Raw genomic sequence first — 15,238 nt, 5'->3', positions numbered from 1 at the left:
GTGCGCCCCGCTGGTGGCTCGCCGCGGCCGTCGGGCTCGTCGTCGGGCTCGCCGGGGGCGGGGCGGTCGTCGCGGCGCTGCTGCGCCCGGCGCCCGAGACGGTGCTCGCCGCGGCGAGCCTCGACGCCCTGCCCGGGTGGACCGCGTCGGGCGACGCCCGGCTGGAGGAGGACGCCGACGGCCGGGTGACGCTCGTGGTGCGGGTGTCCTCGACGCCGGAGGACGGGTTCCGGGCGGTGTGGCTCCTCGACCGGGACGCGACCCGACTGGTCAGCCTGGGGGCGCTGGCGGGCGACGAGGGCCGGTTCGCGGTCCCGGCAGGGCTCGACCTGGCGGAGTTCCCGGTGGTCGACGTGTCCGCCGAGCCGTTCGACGGCGACCCCGGGCACTCGGGGGACAGCATCGTGCGGGGGGCGCTCGACCCGCAGCAGCGGTGAGCGCGGGCGCCGACGAGGACCAGGGACGTCCGTCCCCCGCTCGCGGGGACGCCGCCGCTACCGTCGCGCCATGACGGTGAGGCTCTCGGCGGTCACGCTGAACAGCACCGACCCGCCCCGCACCGCGGCGTTCTGGGCGGCGGCCCTCGGCGCACAGGTCGCGGACGGCGGCAACGGCTTCCTGCACGTGCGCGGTGCTGCGGCGCTGCTGATCGTCCAGCCCGCTCCGCACCGGGACCCGGCCAGGCACGCGGAGACGGACGTGCACCTCGACCTGGACGCGGACGATCCCGCGGCGACGGTGGCGCGCCTGGTCGCGCTGGGCGCGGTGGTCGAGGCGGAGCGGTCCGACTCGCACGGCTCGTGGACGGTGCTGCGGGACCCGGACGGGCGTGCGCTGTGCGTGGGCTGACGCGCGCCGCCCGGGCGGGCGTCCCGGTGCTGGCGGCCGCCGCGGCGGGTGTCGGGGTGGCGCGGGCGCGGTCGTGGCACCTGCGGTGGGGCGCGACGCCGGGGGAGGTGCGCGCGGTGCTGCCGGGGGACGAGGTGCCGGTGGCGCGGGTGGGGATGCGGGCGACGCGGGCGGTCACGGTCGACGCGCCCCCGACGGACGTGTGGCCCTGGCTCGCGCAGATCGGCACGGGCAAGGCGGGCTGGTACTCCTACGACCTGCTGGACAACCTGGGTCGGTCGAGCGCGCGCGAGGTCCTGCCCCGGTGGCAGTCGGTCGCGGTGGGCGACGCGGCGGCGCCGATGAACCCGTTCGCGCCGGTCACCAGCAGCCCGTGGCGGGTCGAGCACGTGGACCAGGGGCGCGTGCTGGTGTGGCGGCACCCGCAGATGGGGACGTGGTCGTGGGTTCTGCTCCCGGGGCCCGGCGGCCGGGGCACGCGCCTGGTCTCGCGCCTGCGGCTGGGCTACGAGAGCGTCGGGGGCATGGCGTTCGCCCCGTTGCTGGAGGTGGCGGACTTCCCGATGTTCCGCCGGATGCTCCTGGGCATCAAGGAGCGGGCCGAGGCTCTCGGCGCCTGACCCGACCTACGCCGCCCACCCGCGCTCGGCGGCGAGCCGTCGCAGCGTCGTCCCGACGACCGATCCCGCCTGCTCGACCCCCGGGTCCTGGTTGGTCAGCACGGCGAGCGCCCCGCCGTCCGCGGGGTAGGCGCGGGCCTGCCCCTGGAACCCGACGCCCCATCCCTGGGTCATGACCACGGGTCCGTGCGCGCCCGCGAGCACGAACGCCCCGAGCCCGATCCCGGGCTCGCCGTCGCAGCGCAGCATCGCGGCGGCGTCGGCCGGGTCGAGGAGGACGGCGTCGTCGTGGCCGGACCAGGAGCGGGTGAGGTCGGCGAGCAGCGTCCCGTACTCGTCGGGCGTGCCCCACAGCCCGGACGCGGCGAGCCCCGGGTAGTGCACGCGAGCGCCGGGCACGCGGGCGCCCGCGGGGTCGTGCCCGCTGGCGGCCGTGGCGGCGACGGCGGTGAGGGCCGCACGTAGCCCCGGGTCCTCGGTGGCGGTGGCGGGCTGCCCGTCCCAGAACGCCGTGCTGCGCAGCCCGAGCGGCTCGGCGACGAGGCGGTGCGCGGTGGTCGCGAAGGGCGTCCCGGTCACGGCCTCGACCGCGCGCTCGACCAGGCAGTAGCCGGCGTCGGAGTAGCCGAACGCGGTCCCGGGCGGGCGGTCGACCGCGACGTCGACCGTCACCGGGGGCGCCACGGCGGCGGGCTCGAAGGCGCCGTCCGGGTCGGTGATGCCGCCGTGGTGGGCGAGCAGCTCGCGCAGCGTCGGGCCGCGCCCGGCGGTCGGTGCCACGGGGACGGGGACGTAGGTGCGGACGTCGTCGTCCAGCGCGAGGTCGCCGGTGCGGGCGAGCCGCAGGACGACGACGGCGGTCACGAGCTTCGCGGACGAGCAGAGGTGGAACGCGGTGCCGGTGGTCGCGGGGGCGCCGGTGACGACGTCCGCGGCACCGGTGACGGTGGTGCGGTGCCGCCCGCCGGGCCCGGTCGCGACGACGGCGAGCGCGGGCCCGGTGGTGGTGTCGTCGGGCGTCATGGGCCCGAGTCTGCCGACCGCCACCGGGTCCGCGCCCGGGACCTCGGTCTCAGGCCGCCGCGGTGACCTGGTCGCGGGTGGTGGTGGCGCGCTCCTCGGCGACGACCTTCTGGTAGACGCCGAGCTCGGGGTACAGCTCCGTCCCGGTCAGCGGGTTGCGGCGCGTCCTCACGACCCGGTGCACCTGGTAGCCGGCGAGGGCGAGGTTGGCGGCCAGCGAGATCGCGCTGACCACGAACAGCGCGGTCGGGTCGTGCGAGGCGTCGACGGCGAACCGCGAGGACGACACGAACGTCGGGAACGCCATCGTGAACATCATCCACAGGGCGAGGGTGTGGGCGCGGTGCTGCAGCCAGGCGCCGCGCTTGAACGCGAACGCGGGGATGGTGCAGGAGATCAGCAGCGCGGCCCCGGCGTAGAAGGCGTGGTCGCCGACGCAGTTGTAGACGTACGCGAAGTTCCACAGGTCGTACGGGATGATCCAGAACCAGAGCATGTCCGGCCAGATCATGTCGCGGGACCGCGACCGGCTGATGAAGATCCCCGTCCAGCCGCAGATGGTGACGAGGTTGAGGATGCCCGCGACGCCGTTCATGACGTTCCACGGCCCGGGGACCATGTAGACGCCGTCCACGACGCCCTCGCTCATCCCGGCGACCTGGAAGTCCCGGAGCACGGCCTCGGCGATGTTGATCGCGAGGATCGCGGCGGGGAACACGAGCGCCCAGCGCTTCGCGGCGAGCTTCGGGTGGTAGCGCAGCGCCATGAACCCGAGGCACCCCGCGAGCGCGGAGTACACCTTGACCCAGTGGAACCAGGTGCCGGTGCTGGACCCGGCGCCGGCGGTGTGCGGCCAGACGAAGATCGTCAGGACGACGGGCAGGGCGACGAAGAACGCGATCCCGGCGGCGCGCCAGCGGCGGGTGACCTCGTTGAGGCCGATGAGCGCGGCGAGCACCACGCACCACATGACCGCGGAGTACCACGGGATCGACTCGAACAGGAACACGGTGCTGCCTCCTTGCGGGCGGCGCCGTCGCGTCCGGCGACGGCGTGGTCGGGGGTGCGGCGAGGGCGCCGCGGGGTGGTCCGGCCGGGTGGGGCCGTCACCGGGGGTGGTCGCTGATGCGGCCGACCATGTCGAGCCGGAGGGTCTGCCGGACGAGCGCGGCGAGGACGTCGTCGGGGGTGTCCGGCTCGGTGCGCACGAGGCCGACGAGGCCGTGCACGAGGACGACGAAGGTCGCCCGGACGTGCCCGATCGCGAGGCCGTGCCGGGCGGAGTACGCCTCGACGGTGGTGACCTGGAGGGTGTCGACGACGGCGACGACCGCGCGGTCCACGAACCGCTGGTAGAGCGCGGCGTTCTCGACGCGGTGCAGGTCGGCGCGCAGCGGGTCCTCGGACCGGGTCTGCGCGCGGAACAGCGCGACGACGTCGCGGAGCGCGCCCTCGACGTCGCCGACGGTCCGGTGGTCGTCCCACTCCCGGACGGAGGCGGCGAAGGCGGCGACGCGCCGGTCGAGGACGGCGTCGAGGAGGTCCTGCGTCGTCGGGAAGTAGTGGTAGACGAGCCCGCGGGTGACCCCGGCGGCGCGGGCGACGTCGCTGACGGTGGTGCGGGAGATGCCGCGCTCGGCGTAGGCGCGCTCGGCGGCGTCGACCAGGTGCTCGCGCCGCTGCTCGGGCTCGAGCGCGGTGCGGGTCGTGCGGGTCGTGCGGGGCTCGGACTGGCTCACCCGGCGACCGTAGAACCGGTTGACACATCGTCAACGGGACCATCGTCCCCGGAGCGGCAGACCGCCCCGGCACCCGCGGACGGGTACCGGGGCGGCGCTGCGCCGTCCGGGGTCGGTTCGCGGGCGTGACCGGCCCGTACGTCGAGGTCACGTCGGCCATCTCGATGTCCGCCGTCGCCTGGATCAGCGCCAGCAGCTCCGGGTCGAGACCGGGGGAGAACTCCTCGTACCTCTCCTCGGCGATGGTGAGGGGAGCCCCTTCCGGCACCTGCTCGCTGGCGTCGAGCTCGGTGCCGTCCTTCGACGGCGACATGCCCTGGACGATCCGTCCGGCCTCGGACGAGGCGGTGAGGTCGAAGGTGTACTGCTTGCTCTGCAGGCCGAGGTCGACGAGCTTCTTGACCTCGGGGAACCGCTCGGCGTTGGTCTTCGGGATCGGGAGCACCTTCGCCCAGTCCACGCCGAGGGTCTCCAGAGCCCGGGCGTAGGCGTTCTCGTGGGCCTGGTCGCGCACGATCAGGTAGGAGATCGTGGACCGTGCGGTCGTGTTGTCCGTCATCTCGTAGATGCGGCACTTCTGCAGCCGGCCGGTGGACTCGAGCATGAGGTTGTACAGCAGGTCGAGGACCAGGTTGCCGGAGTTGTAGACGTAGGACCCCGACCACGGGTTGCCCGCGGCGTCCACCGGCAGCGCACCCTGCGCGGCCACCAGGTAGTGGTGGATGTTGCCCGCGTCGAGCGCGGGCCGCAGCGGCGTCGCACCACCGGCGCCCGGCTGGTCCAGGGGGTCGGTCTGCTTGCCCTGGTAGCGCGGCGATCCGTCGAGCAGCCGCGCGATGGTGGTGCCGATCAGCTCGACGTGGCTGATCTCCTCGGTCCCGATGCCCTGGAGCAGGTCCCGGTACGGCTTGCCGGCCGGGCCGCGGAAGTTCATCGACTGGAAGAGGTACTGCATCATCGTGCGCATCTCCCCGAACTGGCCGCCCAGCCCCTCCTGCAAGGCGTTGGCGGCGGCCGGGTCGGGCTCGTCCGGGACGATCTCGTGGATGAGGCGCTGTACGTGCAGGTACATGGGTGGGTCTCGCTCCCTCGCGGGTGGACGCGGACCACGCCGGCGCGGCGGTGCGTCGGCGGGAAGGGGGCGGACCGGCGGAGCAGCGCCCGGTCGGTCTCGTCCCGACCGACGTCGTGTCCTGGCGCCGTTGGAGTGCGGGGCGGTGACCACCCCGGCGCCTCGACCGTAGCCCGGGTGCGGGGGACGCGCGATCCCGGCGGCCGGGACCGGTCAGGCGGGGAACGCCTCGCGCAGGTACCCCGCGTACCCGCCGGGGGTGCGGCCGACCGCACGGCCCGAGGTCACGACGTCGGTGGCGTCGGACGCGACGACCACGACGTCCGGGTCGGCGCGCAGCCGGTCCACGAGGTCGACGTCCTCGTGCTCCGCGAGCGGCGCGAACCCGCCCGCCCGCAGGTACGCGTCGGCCCGGACCCCGAGGTTGGCCCCGTGCACGTGCCCGTTCGGGCGGCCGGGCACGCGGGTGCGGGCCCAGGCGGCGAGCTGCCCGGGGGTGAGGTCGCGGGGGTCGGGTCGCACGGTGCCGACGACGACGTCCGCGCCCCCGTCGGCGAGGGCGTGCTGCGCGCGCAGCCAGTGCGGGGGCACCACGGTGTCGGCGTCCGTGCAGGCGATCCACACCGCACCCGGCGGCAGCGCCGCGACGTCGGGCCGTCCCAGGGCGTCCCGGATCCCGGCGGCGCGCGCCGCACCGACCGCGCCGTGGTCGACCTCGACGACGCGGACTCCGGCGGCGCGGGCGACGTCGGCCGAGCCGTCGCGGCAGTCGTCGAGCACGACGACGACGTCGACCGGGAGCCCTGCCTCGTCGGCGGCCTCGCGCAGCGCCGCCAGGCAGGGCCCGAGCAGGTCCTCCTCGTCGTGCACCGGCACGACGACGACGGTGCGCCGCAGCCGCGCGGTCACGGCACCAGCCCCTCGCGGCGCGCGACCGAGGCCGGGTCCACGGACCAGACGTCGATCACGACGTCGGCGTCGCGGTAGGTGCCCAGCGCGGTCAGACCCAGCCGCTCGGCGAGGACCCGGTGCACGTCGTCCCCGGTCTGCGCGTGCTCGGCCACCGGGTGCCGCCAGTGGCAGGCCAGGACGGTGCCGTCCGGGGTCAGCGACGCACGCACGCGGTCCGCGAGCGCGACCAGCTCCGGGCGGGACAGGTAGTAGCCGACCTCGGACAGCACGACGAGGTCGAACGGGCCCGTCGGCACCCCGTCGCGGGCGTCGTGCTGCCGGACCGTGACCCACGGCTGGTCCGCGACGCGCTCGGCGGCCGCCGCGACGGCGGCCTCGACCAGGTCGGTGCTGAGCAGCCGGTCGCAGCGCGGCGCGAGCTGCGCGGTGAGCACCCCGACGGAGCAGCCGATCTCGAGCGCCGACCGGTACCGGGCCGCCGGGAGCGCGGCCAGCGTCAGCGCGCGCTTGCGCTCCTCGTACCACCGGGACGCCAGGCGCCAGGGGTCGGCGCGGCGCGCGTACGCGGCCTCGAAGTACGCCGTCGCCGTCCCCTGCGCCGGGGCGGCGTCCTCGACCACGTACGGCTCGACGTCGCGGTCGACGCGGCGCAGGGCCTCGGGGTGCAGCGGTGCGGTGTCCTCCGGTGCGGGGGAGGCGGCGCGGACCTGGGTCTCGTGCCGCTGCAGCGCCCGGTTGCGGGCGAGCGCGTCCGCGGCGTCGAGCGGCAGTCCGCGCAGGCGGTCCCACGGCACGTCGGGGTGGTCGGGGTCGGCCCAGTGCCACAACCAGACCGGGTACTCGAGCAGCCGGGCGCCGCGCGCGGCCGCGATCTCGGCGCAGATCTCGCCGACGAGGCGGTGGTCGCGGTGGCCGTCCCCCCGCCACGGCGCCACGACGCAGGCGACGTCCGCGGGGACGGCCTCGGCGAGCGCGGCGGTCACGGCGGCGCGCGCCTCGCGCACGCCGCCGTCCGGGAACCCGAGCAGGTGCACCGGCGACCGCGGGGACAGCAGCGCCACCGCCTCGGCCACCTCGCGGGCCCGGCGCTCGGCCAGGACGTCGGGCGGCAGCGTGGCCGAGCCGGGGTGGGACGCGGCGCCGTCGGTGACCACCACGACGTCCGCGGGGCGTCCGGCGGCGGCGAGGCGGTGCAGCAGCCCGCCGGCGCCGAGGGTCTCGTCGTCGGCGTGGGCCGCGACGACGACCGTGCGTCCGGTGGGCAGCGCCAGGCCGGGCAGGGCGGCCAGCCGGCCGTCGGCCTGCCACCGCTCGGCGGGCGTCCCCGCGGCCCGGCCGTCGAAGGTCACCACGGGGCGTCCTGCCCCGCCAGGAGGGCGCCGAGCGAGGCGTCGTCGCGCTCCGCGTGCTGCTGGCGGACGTAGACCTCCAGGTCGGCGACGCGCTTGGCGTGCTCCGGCTCCTGGGTGAGCGGACCGGGGCCGAGTGCGTGCGCCGCGATCCGCAGGGTGTCCTCGCAGGTCCGGGCCACGACGGCGCGCACCCGCCGGGACAGCAGGCGCCCGACCGCGCGGGCGTCGGCGGGCTCGGGGTCGCGTCCGCCGCCGGTGGCCGCGCCCGACGCGTCGACCTGGGCGGCGGCGTCGGCCAGGCAGGTCCGCGCGGCGTGCAGCCGCTCGTCGAGGGCACCCAGGTGCATGGCGAGCAGGCGGTCGTCCGGTCGGGCCGCCGCCTGGGCGTGCACCCGACGGGCCAGGCCGACGGCACCGCCGTACCAGCAGGCGGCGACGCCGATCCCGCCCCACCAGAAGCCGGGACGGTCGAGGTACCAGGAGCCGTCGGCGACGCGCGTCGCCGTTGCGGCGTCGAACTGGACCGGGGTGCTGGGGATCTCGGCGAGGCCGCGCGCGGACCACGGTCGGTCGACGGGCCGGGCGTGGTCGCCGAGCCGGACGGCGAACAGCCCGCGCTCGCCGTCGGCGGTCGGGGCGGTCACCAGGGCGGCGTCGAGGCGGTCCGCCAGCGAGCACCAGGGCTTCTCGCCGTCGAGCGTCCAGCCGTCGCCGTCCGGGCGCGCGGTCAGCGTGGCTCCGGGGCCCTCGGCGGCGAACACGCCCCAGGACGAGCCCGCGCCGAGCCCGGCCGGAAGCGGCACGTCCCCGGCCTGGTCGAGGATCGCGAGGGCGTCCAGGTGCGGCTCCACCGCCCGGGCCGCCGCGAGGTCACGGGCGGCGAGCGACGCGAGCGCCTCCCACAGGGTGGTCGTGGCGCCCGTGCCGGGGCGCAGGTCGCCCGCGGCCTCGACGGCCGTGCGCAGGGCCCCGTCGACGGAGACCGGTGCGGCGAGGGCGGCGAACGGGTCGGCGGGCCCGGCGGCTCCGTCGGTCCCGGCGGCCGCGGGGCGGAGCCGGACTGCTGCGGGGGTCTGCGGGACGGGCCGGGCACTGCCGGGCATCGAGGGCCTCCGGGATCGCGCGCAGGGCCCGCTGCCCGACCCCGGTGCCGATCATCGCCGGGCGGTGCGGGGTGCGCCACCGCTCACGGGGTCGTCAGGGGCCCGGTCCTGGCGGGTGGCGCGGGGACAGCGGGACGCCGCCGGCCCGTGGCGCCGAGGACCATCGCCGCGAGGACGACGGCGATGCCGACGACCTGGCGCCCGGAGAGCGTCTCGGCGGCCACGACCGTCCCCAGCAGCACGCCGGTCACCGGGTTGAGCAGGCCGACCAGGCCGACCGGCGTCGGGCCGAGGTGCCGCAGCGCCGCGAACCAGGCGACGTTCGCCACGGCGGTGGCGACCAGCGAGACGTACGCGAAGCCGAGCAGCGCCCGGCCGTCGAGCGCGGGCGGTGCCCCCTCGACCACGGCGGCGACGGGCAGGAGCACGAGCGCCCCGCCGACGAGCTGCCAGGCGGTGAGCGGGAGCACCTCGACCTCGCCCTGCCAGCGGGTCGCGAGCACGTAGCCGACGGAGGACAGCAGCATCGCGGCGACCGACGCGGCGATGCCCGCGGGGTCCAGGCCCGCGCCGTCGCCGCCGCCCAGCAGCATGACGGCGACGCCGACGACCCCGAGCACGCCCCCGACCACGGCGCGCAGCCGGGGGCGCTGGCCGAGCAGCACCCACGCGGCGAGCATCATCGCGACCGGGCCGACCGCCATGACCGTCGAGGCGATGCTGGTCGGCAGGGTCTGCGCGGCGACGTAGACCAGGGCGAAGAACGCGCCGGTGGTGAGCGTCCCCAGCACGGCGGACCGCCACCACCAGGCGCCGCGCGGCAGCCGCCGGGCGAGCGCGAGCAGCACCAGCCCGGCGGGCAGGGCGCGGAGCACCCCGCCCCACAGCGGGCTGTCGGCGGGCAGCGTGTGCCGGGTGACGTAGTAGGTCGTGCCCCAGAGCACCGGCGCGAGCGCGGCGACGGGGATCCACCGGCGGTTGTCTTCCACGGAAGCGACTATACCTTCCGTGGAAGATAGACTCGCGGCATGTCCGACGAGACCAGCCGGCCCGCGCCCGACCACGTCGACCGCATCCAGGCGGCGTGGGCCCGTGAGCGCCCCGACGTCGACGTGCGGCCGCAGGGCGTCATCGGCCGGCTGCACCGGCTGGCGAACGCCCTCACCGAGGAGATCACCGCGGTGTACCGGGAGCACGGCCTGGGGGAGGGGGAGTTCGACGTCCTCGCGGCGCTGCGCCGGGCGGGCGAGCCGTTCGAGCGCGCGCCGGGCGAGCTCGCCGCGCACACCATGGTCACCACCGGCGCGATGACGAAGCGCGTCGACCGGCTGGAGGCCGCCGGGCTGGTCAGCCGCCGCCCGAGCGCGGCCGACGGGCGGGGCCGGGTCGTCGGGCTGACACCGCACGGCCGCGAGGTGATCGACCGGGCGTTCACGGCGCACATGGCCAACGAGCACCGGCTGCTGGCGATGATCGGCGAGCGGGACGCCGACGCCGTCGAGGCCGTGCTGCGCCGCTGGCTCACCGCCCTGGACGCCTGACCTCGCCCTCCTGCGCGACCTCGCGCTGCCGCTCGTCGAGGTCGCCGCGCGCGCCGACCGCCCAGTCGCGGACCCAGTCCGGCACCCGCAGGTGCTCCGGGAAGCCGCCGGCCAGCGCCTCGAGCTCGTCGTGGTCGACCGACCCGCCGCCCCGGCGCAGGAACCGGCTGCGCACCACGGCGTGCGCGTAGACGGTGTCCCCGACGACGAACGTCTGCTCCAGGTACCCCCACCGCTCGTCGAAGCCGAGGATGCGCGTGACGACGTCGAACCGCTGCCCCAGCGTCAGGGACCGGCGGTAGGTGATGGTCTGCCCGGCGACGACCGGGTACCAGCCGCGCCGGACGAGCTGCCCCCAGAACCCGGACCGGAGCATGAGGTCCATCCGCCCGAGGTCCATGAGCGTGAGGTAGCGGCCGTTGTTGACGTGCCGCTGCAGGTCCAGGTCCCCGAGCGTGACGCGGAACGGCGTCCGCACCGTGTCCCACAGCCCGACCCGCGGCGCCCGCCGCGTGCGCAGCCGCAGCAGCAGGAGCCGCAGGTACAGGTTCACGCGCGTGCCACCTCGTCGTCGGTCACGGTGCCCGCGCCGCGCCACCCCGGGCGCTGCCCCAGGGCGGGGGCGAGCACGGCGGCGACGGCGACCAGGCAGAGCACGACGATCATGGCCGGTCGCAGCCCGACGTGCTCGCCGAGGAACCCGAGCACCGGCGGGCCGACCAGGAACGCGAGGTAGCCGATGGTCGCGACCAGCGAGATCCGGGACGCGGCCTGCGCGGGGTCGCCGGAGTCGCCCGCGGCGGACAGCGCCACCGGGAACCCGAGCGCCGCGCCCAGGCCCCAGAGCAGCACGGCGGCCGCGGCGACGACCTGGCTGTCGACGAACACGACGAGCGCGAGGCCGATGCCGCCGCTGATCGCACTGGCCCGCATGACGGCGATCCGCCCGAACCGGTCGAGCAGCGGCTCCCCGGCGAACCGCCCGATCGTCATCGCCGCCGCGAACACCGCGTAGACGCCGGAGCCGAGGGCGGGGTCGAACCCGTGGCCGTCGACCATGAGCAGCGGCAGCCAGTCGTTGGCGGAGCCCTCGGCGAAGGCCATCGCGAGCACGACGACGCCGATCAGCACCAGCCGGGTGTCCCGCCACAGCGCCGGACGGGGCGTCGTGGGGGCGTCCGGGACAGCGACCGCGTCGGCGGCCGGGGTCGTGCGGCCGACCCCCGCCGCGACGTGCGGCAGCGCCAGCAGGACGGCGACCAGGGCGACGGCGGACACCGTGACCAGGTGCACCGGCGCGGAGAAGTCCGCGGCGGTCAGCACGAGGCCGAGCGTCGCGCCCACGACGGTGCCGAGGCTGAAGAACCCGTGCAGGGTCGGCAGCACGCTGCGCCCGAGGACCCGCTCGACGTCACCGCCCTCGACGTTCATCGCGACCTCGCCGCCGCCCATGCCCAGGCCGAACAGCGCGAGGCCCGCCGCGACGACCACCGGCTGCCCGGTGGCGGCGCCCGCGGCCACGACCAGCAGGCTCGCGACCACGGACAGCGACCCGACCAGGATCACCGGCCGGGTGCTGAACCGGGCGACCAGCGCCCCGGACGCGAGGATGCCCGCCATCGAGCCCAGCGACAGGCCGAACAGCACCAGCCCCATCTCGGCGGTCGAGGCGCCGAGGACGTCGCGGATCGCGGGGGTCCGCGTGACCCACGACGAGATCCCGAGCCCGGGGACGAAGAACAGGACGAACAGGGCCGCGCGACGGCGGCGGACGACGAGGTCCAACGGTGATCCCCCGGGAGCGATGTGTACGACCGTCCGTTTCTACACGACGCCGGCCGTCGCTGTCGTGCTCCCCGGGAGGTCCGCGGCGTCAGAGGCCGACCATCGCCATCCCGGCGTCGTCGTACCGGTTGCCCGCGACGCCCACCGTGCCCGCGAGCGCGTCGAGCTCGGCGCGCTCGTCGGCGGACAGCGCGACCGTGGTGGCGTCGGCGTTCTCCTGGACGCGGGACAGCCGCCGGGTGCCCGGGATCGGCACGACCCACGGCTGCTGCGCGAGCAGCCACGCCAGCGCGACCTGCCCCGGCGTCGCCCCGCGCGACTCCGCCAGCGCCCGCACCCGGGCGACCAGGGCGGCGTTCGCCTCCCGGTTGTCCGCGGTGAACCGGGGGACGCGGTGGCGGATGTCGCCCTCGGCGAAGGTGGTGCTCGCGTCGACCGTCCCGGTGAGGAACCCCTTGCCGAGCGGGCTGAACGGCACGAAGCCGATGCCGAGCTCGGCGCAGGTCGGCAGCACCTCGGGCTCGGGGTCGCGGGTCCACAGCGAGTACTCCGACTGCACGGCCGTCACCGGGTGCACGGCGTGCGCGCGCCGGATGGTCGCGGCGCCGGCCTCGGACAGCCCGAGGTGCCGCACCTTGCCCTCGGCGACCAGCTCGCCGACCGTGCCCGCGACGTCCTCCACGGGGACCGCCGGGTCGACGCGGTGCTGGTAGAACAGGTCGATCGTCTCCACGCCGAGGCGGCGCAGGGACGCCTCCGCGACGCGGCGGATCTGCTCGGGCCGGGAGTCGGTGCCCTGCATCCGGCCGTCGACGATGTTCCAGCCGAACTTGGTCGCGATGACGACCTGGTCACGGACCGGGGCGAGCGCCTCGCCGACGAGCTCCTCGTTGACGTACGGGCCGTACACCTCGGCGGTGTCGACGAACGTCACGCCGAGGTCCACGGCGCCGCGGAGCACCGCGATCATGTCGTCGCGGCTGCCCGGGTTGGGGCCGTAGCTCATGGACATGCCCATGGCGCCGAGGCCGACCGCGGAGACCTCCAGGCCCTGGCCGAGGGTGCGGGTGTGCATGACGGGACCTCCTGGTGGTGCTGGTGGTGGGGCGGTGGTGCGGGCGCGGGGCCGGGCCGGGAGTCAGGCCGGTGCGGCCGACGGGTCGGCGGCCCAGCTCGCGAGCAGCTGCAGGGCGTCCGCCGACGGCGACGCGGGCGCCGCCGTGTAGACGAGCATCGTGAGCCCGGGGGCCTGCGCGATGGGGAGCGTGTCGTACATCAGGTCGAGCCGGCCGACGACGGGGTGCAGGATCTGCTTGAGCCCGCCCCGGTGCAGGTGCACGTCGTGCGTGGCCCAGCGGGTCCGGAACTCCTCGCTGCGGGTGGACAGCTCGCCCACCAGGTCGTGCACCGCGCGGTCGTGCGGGTCGCGACCGGCGACCGAGCGCAGGATGCCGACGGTGTCCCGCGCGGCCTTCTCCCAGTCCACCCAGTAGTCGTGCGCCGCCGGGTCGAGGAACGCGAACCGGGCGTGGTTCGCGGGGCGGTCGCCCTCGCGGGACGGACCGTCGTACAGCGGGGCGTACAGCGCGCGACCCAGGGGGTTCGTCGCGAGGATGTCGAGCCGGTCGTTGCGCACGACCGCCGGGGCGCCGGTCATCGCGTCCAGCATCGCCCGGACGCTGTCGGGCACCGGCGGCGTCGGGCGGCGTCGGCCCCGGGCGGGGCGCGCGCCCGCGGCCTTCGCCAGGTCCAGCAGGTGCAGCCGCTCCGCCTCGTCGAGCTGCAGCGCCCGGGCCAGCGCCTCCAGCACCGACTCGGAGACGCCCGCGAGGTTCCCGCGCTCCAGCCGGACGTAGTAGTCCGCGGAGACGCCGGCGATCATCGCGACCTCCTCGCGGCGCAGGCCCGCGACCCGGCGGTTCGACCCGTAGGCCGTCAGCCCCGCCTGGGCGGGCGTGATCCGCGCCCGGCGGCTCGCCAGGAAGTCCCGCACCTCGGCCCGGTTGTCCATGTCCCCGACGGTACGTCCGACCCGGCGGGGGAGGCAGGTCCTGGCAGTACCCGTCAGGCCGGTCCCTCCCGCGCCGGGGGCCGCGGGTGTGGGATGGCTGCGGCAGCGCGCACGAGCGGCACGAGAGGCGGGACACCATGGGCACCTGGACGACGGACGAGCTCGACCGGATCGGCGCGGCGGACGAGCTGCGGCTCGCCTCGTCCCTGTCGGACGGGACGCTGCGGCCCGCGGTCACCATCTGGGTGGTCCGCGTCGGCGACGACGTCGTGGTGCGCTCGGCGTACGGGCCGGGCAACGGGTGGTTCCGCCGGGCGCAGGCGGCCGGGCGCGGGCGCATCGAGGCGGGCGGGGTCGCGCGCGACGTGCGGTTCGTCGCCGCCGACCCCGACGGGCACGACGCCGTCGACGCGGCGTACCACGCGAAGTACGACCGGTACGGGCCGCGCATCGTGGGCTCGGTGGTCGGCCCCGGCGTGGTCGACGTGACGCTCCGCGTCGAGCCCGTCGACTGACCCGGGCCTACGCGCGCAGGACCGCGACGCGCTCGTAGGCGACGACCGCGGCGTCGCGGGTGACCAGCGTGGCGGGCTCGAGCTGCGCCTGCGCGACGAGCAGCCGGTCGAACGGGTCGCGGTGCTCCCACCGGAGCGATCCCGCCAGCACACCGTGCTCGCCGGTCACGGGCAGCTCGCGGGCGCCGATCCCCGCGACGGCGTGCCGCCACGAGCTGAGCACGGGCTGCCCGTCCAGCTTGCCCAGTCGCGTCTTGGTGGCGATCTCCATGGCGGACGCCGCCGACACGGCGAGGTCGTGACGCGGGTCGTCGAGCGTCGACCGCACCTCCTCGGGGACGCGGTCGGGATCGGCGAGCAGCCAGAGGAAGACGTGCGTGTCGAGCAGGTAGGTGCTCATCCCTCCCACGCCGCCAGCTCGTCGTCGGGGAGCGGGGCGTCGAGGTCGTCGGGGACGACGAGGCTCGGCATCGTCCCGAACGTCCGCCGGGGCGTCGTGGAGTCGATCCTCGTCAGGCGGACGACGGGCTTGTGCGCGCGACCGATGACGACCTCCTCCCCGGCCTCCGCGCGGGCGATGAGCTGGGAGAGGTGGGCCTTCGCGTCCTGCACGTTCACCACGACCGTCATGATCCGATCGTACGGGCTCCGGTCCGCCTGGACCAGACCTGCTGGACCAGCAGCGCACCGGTCGTCCGGCCCGGCCCGTGCCTAGG

At 76.2% G+C, this 15,238-nt stretch carries 18 protein-coding genes and 1 pseudogene; 5 read left to right on the top strand and 14 right to left on the bottom strand.

Annotated features, from left to right (window positions below):
• The 3 genes from EBM89_RS09905 to EBM89_RS09895 all read left to right on the top strand — a co-directional run.
• Nucleotides 1-437 (top strand): anti-sigma factor (locus tag EBM89_RS09905; protein WP_199732053.1); only part of this gene is annotated, 437 nt, incomplete at its 5' end.
• A 70-nt stretch (nucleotides 438-507) separates the two neighbouring features.
• Nucleotides 508-849 carry a VOC family protein gene (locus EBM89_RS09900; RefSeq protein ID WP_122149274.1) on the top strand — a complete coding sequence of 114 codons (342 nt, stop codon included), beginning with the start codon at nucleotides 508-510 and terminating at the stop codon, nucleotides 847-849.
• Nucleotides 837-1,469, top strand: coding sequence for a hypothetical protein (locus EBM89_RS09895; RefSeq protein ID WP_199732052.1), 633 nt, complete (start codon nucleotides 837-839; stop codon nucleotides 1,467-1,469). The genes EBM89_RS09900 and EBM89_RS09895 overlap by 13 nt, the downstream gene beginning before the upstream one ends.
• 6 nt (nucleotides 1,470-1,475) lie before the next feature.
• Here the strand turns inward: EBM89_RS09895 and EBM89_RS09890 are convergent, their stop codons facing one another.
• The 8 genes and pseudogenes from EBM89_RS09890 to EBM89_RS09860 all read right to left on the bottom strand — a co-directional run bounded on the left by EBM89_RS09890 (nucleotide 1,476) and on the right by EBM89_RS09860 (nucleotide 9,659).
• Entirely contained in the window at nucleotides 1,476-2,492 is a 1,017-nt protein-coding gene (locus EBM89_RS09890; protein ID WP_122149273.1) for a serine hydrolase domain-containing protein, read from the bottom strand.
• Between the two features lie 49 nt (nucleotides 2,493-2,541).
• Nucleotides 2,542-3,501 (bottom strand): DUF5692 family protein, encoded by a 960-nt coding sequence (locus EBM89_RS09885; protein WP_122149272.1) that lies wholly within the window; start codon nucleotides 3,499-3,501, stop codon nucleotides 2,542-2,544.
• Nucleotides 3,502-3,598: 97 nt separating this feature from the next.
• Nucleotides 3,599-4,231, bottom strand: coding sequence for a TetR/AcrR family transcriptional regulator (locus tag EBM89_RS09880; protein WP_122149271.1), 633 nt, complete (start codon nucleotides 4,229-4,231; stop codon nucleotides 3,599-3,601).
• Nucleotides 4,232-4,352: 121 nt separating this feature from the next.
• A pseudogene (locus EBM89_RS09875) lies at nucleotides 4,353-5,303 on the bottom strand (manganese catalase family protein); the annotation flags it as partial.
• A gap of 213 nt (nucleotides 5,304-5,516) precedes the next feature.
• On the bottom strand, nucleotides 5,517-6,212 hold the full coding sequence (locus EBM89_RS09870) for a glycosyltransferase family 2 protein (protein ID WP_122149270.1): 696 nt from the start codon (nucleotides 6,210-6,212) through the stop codon (nucleotides 5,517-5,519).
• Nucleotides 6,209-7,567, bottom strand: a complete 1,359-nt coding sequence (locus tag EBM89_RS21200; RefSeq protein ID WP_158609616.1) for a bifunctional PIG-L family deacetylase/class I SAM-dependent methyltransferase — start codon at nucleotides 7,565-7,567, stop codon at nucleotides 6,209-6,211. The genes EBM89_RS09870 and EBM89_RS21200 overlap by 4 nt, the downstream gene beginning before the upstream one ends.
• Entirely contained in the window at nucleotides 7,561-8,670 is a 1,110-nt protein-coding gene (locus tag EBM89_RS21195; protein ID WP_158609614.1) for an acyl-CoA dehydrogenase family protein, read from the bottom strand. Before EBM89_RS21195 ends, EBM89_RS21200 begins: the two co-directional genes overlap by 7 nt.
• Before the next feature lie 83 nt (nucleotides 8,671-8,753).
• The gene (locus EBM89_RS09860) at nucleotides 8,754-9,659 is read right to left on the bottom strand and encodes a DMT family transporter (protein WP_122149268.1); all 906 of its coding nucleotides are present in this window, start codon (nucleotides 9,657-9,659) and stop codon (nucleotides 8,754-8,756) included.
• A gap of 39 nt (nucleotides 9,660-9,698) precedes the next feature.
• On the opposite strand from EBM89_RS09860, the gene EBM89_RS09855 reads away from it, so the two are divergent.
• Nucleotides 9,699-10,211 (top strand): MarR family winged helix-turn-helix transcriptional regulator, encoded by a 513-nt coding sequence (locus tag EBM89_RS09855; RefSeq protein ID WP_122149267.1) that lies wholly within the window; start codon nucleotides 9,699-9,701, stop codon nucleotides 10,209-10,211.
• On the opposite strand, the gene EBM89_RS09850 is transcribed toward EBM89_RS09855, so the two are convergent.
• From EBM89_RS09850 to EBM89_RS09835, 4 genes are all read right to left on the bottom strand, one after another.
• Entirely contained in the window at nucleotides 10,192-10,764 is a 573-nt protein-coding gene (locus EBM89_RS09850; protein ID WP_122149266.1) for an acyl-CoA thioesterase, read from the bottom strand. The two genes, EBM89_RS09855 and EBM89_RS09850, sit on opposite strands and share 20 nt — an antisense overlap.
• Complete coding sequence (locus EBM89_RS09845; protein WP_122149265.1) at nucleotides 10,761-11,996, bottom strand: MFS transporter; 1,236 nt, start codon at nucleotides 11,994-11,996, stop codon at nucleotides 10,761-10,763. The genes EBM89_RS09850 and EBM89_RS09845 overlap by 4 nt, the downstream gene beginning before the upstream one ends.
• A gap of 88 nt (nucleotides 11,997-12,084) precedes the next feature.
• Entirely contained in the window at nucleotides 12,085-13,071 is a 987-nt protein-coding gene (locus EBM89_RS09840) for an aldo/keto reductase (protein ID WP_122149264.1), read from the bottom strand.
• A gap of 63 nt (nucleotides 13,072-13,134) precedes the next feature.
• Nucleotides 13,135-14,007: a helix-turn-helix transcriptional regulator gene (locus EBM89_RS09835; protein ID WP_122149263.1), complete on the bottom strand. Its 873-nt coding sequence runs from the start codon at nucleotides 14,005-14,007 to the stop codon at nucleotides 13,135-13,137.
• A 137-nt stretch (nucleotides 14,008-14,144) separates the two neighbouring features.
• Between EBM89_RS09835 and EBM89_RS09830 the strand changes: the two genes are divergently transcribed.
• A complete protein-coding gene (locus tag EBM89_RS09830; RefSeq protein WP_122149262.1) occupies nucleotides 14,145-14,522 on the top strand; it encodes a DUF2255 family protein in 378 nt (125 codons plus the stop codon).
• Between the two features lie 7 nt (nucleotides 14,523-14,529).
• Here the strand turns inward: EBM89_RS09830 and EBM89_RS09825 are convergent, their stop codons facing one another.
• Complete coding sequence (locus tag EBM89_RS09825) at nucleotides 14,530-14,922, bottom strand: type II toxin-antitoxin system VapC family toxin (RefSeq protein ID WP_122149261.1); 393 nt, start codon at nucleotides 14,920-14,922, stop codon at nucleotides 14,530-14,532.
• A complete protein-coding gene (locus tag EBM89_RS09820; protein ID WP_122149260.1) occupies nucleotides 14,919-15,152 on the bottom strand; it encodes a type II toxin-antitoxin system Phd/YefM family antitoxin in 234 nt (77 codons plus the stop codon). Before EBM89_RS09820 ends, EBM89_RS09825 begins: the two co-directional genes overlap by 4 nt.
• Nucleotides 15,153-15,238: the final 86 nt, after the last annotated feature.

It is taken from the genome of Cellulomonas triticagri, from assembly GCF_003696205.1.
In the GTDB taxonomy this organism is placed as follows: Bacteria; Actinomycetota; Actinomycetes; order Actinomycetales; family Cellulomonadaceae; genus Cellulomonas; species Cellulomonas triticagri.
This window is presented reverse-complemented; position numbering and strand designations above follow the sequence as displayed.

Coding starts and splice junctions, on each gene's coding strand:
- EBM89_RS09840 (WP_122149264.1), bottom strand. CDS start 13,071: ATGCACACCCGCACCCTCGGCCAGGGCCTGGAGGTCTCCGCGGTCGGC.
- EBM89_RS09890 (WP_122149273.1), bottom strand. CDS start 2,492: ATGACGCCCGACGACACCACCACCGGGCCCGCGCTCGCCGTCGTCGCG.
- EBM89_RS09835 (WP_122149263.1), bottom strand. CDS start 14,007: ATGGACAACCGGGCCGAGGTGCGGGACTTCCTGGCGAGCCGCCGGGCG.
- EBM89_RS09820 (WP_122149260.1), bottom strand. CDS start 15,152: ATGACGGTCGTGGTGAACGTGCAGGACGCGAAGGCCCACCTCTCCCAG.
- EBM89_RS09900 (WP_122149274.1), top strand. CDS start 508: ATGACGGTGAGGCTCTCGGCGGTCACGCTGAACAGCACCGACCCGCCC.
- EBM89_RS09830 (WP_122149262.1), top strand. CDS start 14,145: ATGGGCACCTGGACGACGGACGAGCTCGACCGGATCGGCGCGGCGGAC.
- EBM89_RS21195 (WP_158609614.1), bottom strand. CDS start 8,670: ATGCCCGGCAGTGCCCGGCCCGTCCCGCAGACCCCCGCAGCAGTCCGG.
- EBM89_RS09825 (WP_122149261.1), bottom strand. CDS start 14,922: ATGAGCACCTACCTGCTCGACACGCACGTCTTCCTCTGGCTGCTCGCC.
- EBM89_RS09855 (WP_122149267.1), top strand. CDS start 9,699: ATGTCCGACGAGACCAGCCGGCCCGCGCCCGACCACGTCGACCGCATC.